Genomic DNA, 2,366 nt, shown 5'->3' on the forward strand with positions numbered 1-2,366 from the left:
GGAATTACGCAACAAAGCCAGCTGTTACGCACGCCCTAGTTACTTCATTCAAACGTAGGTGAAGTGACACGATATCCGAACCAGAGAAAAATGCCTCCTTTGAAGCGGCAGCTTCAAAGCCGTGTTCAAGTGCAAGATTTCTTGATTGCTCACTCCCCCAAACGACCACAGACATTTCAAATGCTTTAGCAAATTGAGTAATTCGTTGTCCAATTTTTCCGTAGCCCCAAATACCAAGCTTCAAGCCCTTTAGAGTACGACCTAGACCTAGTACACCCGAGTTTTGCCATTTATTGTTTTGAAGATTGACTGAATAAGTTGGTATGTGGCGACTTGCCGCCATAATCAGTGCCCAAGCTAATTCCGAAGGAGCAACAGGAGAGCCACGCCCCTCCAACACCTTTACTCCATACTTTTCGCATAGGTGGACATCAATATGGTGGCTTACTTTACCTGTTTGACTGATGACTTTAAGGTTAGGTAACTGTGTAAGCAGTGACTCTGTAATGACTGTACGTTCTCGGATTAAAACAAGACACTCTGTGTCTTTTAGCTTAGCTACCAACTCCGACTCAGGAAGTGTTTCGTTCAAGATGGACACATCGTGATGTGATAGTAATTCGAAACAATCTAACGTTCTAACCACATTCTGGTAGTCATCTAAAACTGTTATTTTCACGGAACTCTCCTTGTTGTTATAACGCCTTGCTAAGGTGTGAGTAACGCAATACAAAAGCTACCGCACAGTGCCTTAATCACATAAGCCACCGCAAAGTAAAAATGCCACGCGTTACGAATCACTCTTAAGCAATTTGTTAGTACATGCGCTACTTCTATTTATGCGCTCCAAGATATTGAAAAGTGGCATGATATGAGAGGCTTTGAACACTGAAGTGAGACGGGCAGCTACAAAACTTAATTCCCATTGAAAGACGAAAGTTGGCTAGAAGAAAAACGCACTTAACTCCCCTACTTTTACTGGCTTCAAATTAGAAAAGGATTCGGTCCTCGCACTTTGATGGCAACACCCAACGAACGACAAGATTAACTCAGGAAGCACAACGAAAACGAAGAAGCGCCACAGAAATAGGATAAGAGTTAGAAGCCGTAAACGGTGAAATCAAAGCAAGCACAACGCATATAGTGCCACCGGAAAGAACGTGAGAGGCACTAACTGAAAGGTGTAAATACAAGCGCTAAAATAGATAAACACCAAAACTTATGACCTTTGATGTCAAACCCGTACTAACGCCCTGTTAAGGTGTGAGCAACGCAATACCGAAGCTCCCGCAAACCACCTTAAACACAAAACGCAACGCATAGCAAAAATGCCAAGCGTTGCGAATCACTCTTAAACAGATTGTTAAGCTTACATTTCGTATATGCTCAACCCCATAGCGGCTCCAAGGACATACCAAACATTTTGCCACTTAACTCTAACTAGATCAGAACCAATATACGATGTTTCGTTATTACCTCGTCGAAGTAACTTACCATTTCCAATATAACTAAATTCTATATCTCCAAGTTTGTCTACGCTCATTTCATTAGGGAGCACACTCAATAATGGCGATACATAAACAGGATCATCAGCGATAACAAGAAACTCATCGAACAAATGAGCGAACCTAAGCATATGTTCTCCGAGTTCAAGACTATACCACTCCTCGGAGATCGTATTTATTCTCACTTCGCCCTTTTCATAATCAAGAGTTAAACCATTTAAATGCTCAATTTCATATCCATCTTCAGGGAGATGGAATATAAAAGCAGTAATAAAGGACTTTTCATACAACCACTCGATGGCATGAGGAATCACTTGATCAATTGATGGTAATGTCAATGTTTTCTCGGGATTGATTTTTCTGAAAAAGTTAATGGCTTTCATGCGTTCTTGGTAGAAAAACCTATAATCGATATACATTGCTCGATACTTAACTGGCTCTCGTTGCATTCTTTCACGGTATATTGTTCTAACTTCATCGACACAGCCTTTCGCGTCTCTATTGATCTCACGTCCCGTGAAACGAATAACCGTATAACCTGACCTTGTTAAATATCGTTGCCTTATTGCGTCTTTTTCTAATTGCTCTGGAGAAGAGTGATATGCGTGCCCATCCAACTCAATAATCAAACGAGCATCTCTAAGAATGAAATCCACCCTATATCTTGCATGCTTTGCTTTGTCGCCAAACCATTGCTCACTTTCAATTAAATCAGCAAGCTCATTTAGTTCTTTACTAAATTCAGCTTCAATGTGGGATTGACCACGATCTCTATACCAACTAGGAGCGTCTGCCGGTTGACCTGGATATTTCATTTTTCACCATAATATTTTTGTAAGCTTAACGCCCTGTTAAGGTGTG

At 41.0% G+C, this 2,366-nt stretch carries 1 protein-coding gene and 1 pseudogene; both read right to left on the bottom strand.

All coding sequences use genetic code 11. From position 1 onward, the window contains the following. Positions 1 to 19 precede the first annotated feature (19 nt). Positions 20 to 679: pseudogene (locus BCT11_RS00420) on the bottom strand (NAD(P)-dependent oxidoreductase); the annotation flags it as partial. A gap of 690 nt (positions 680 to 1,369) precedes the next feature. Continuing rightward, positions 1,370 to 2,320 carry a DUF559 domain-containing protein gene (locus BCT11_RS00435; protein ID WP_102386837.1) on the bottom strand — a complete coding sequence of 317 codons (951 nt, stop codon included), beginning with the start codon at positions 2,318 to 2,320 and terminating at the stop codon, positions 1,370 to 1,372. Between the last annotated feature and the right edge of the window lie 46 nt (positions 2,321 to 2,366).

The organism is Vibrio sp. 10N.222.52.B12 (assembly GCF_002875385.1).
Classification (GTDB): domain Bacteria; phylum Pseudomonadota; class Gammaproteobacteria; order Enterobacterales; family Vibrionaceae; genus Vibrio; species Vibrio jasicida.

Coding starts and splice junctions, on each gene's coding strand:
- BCT11_RS00435 (WP_102386837.1), bottom strand. CDS start 2,320: ATGAAATATCCAGGTCAACCGGCAGACGCTCCTAGTTGGTATAGAGAT.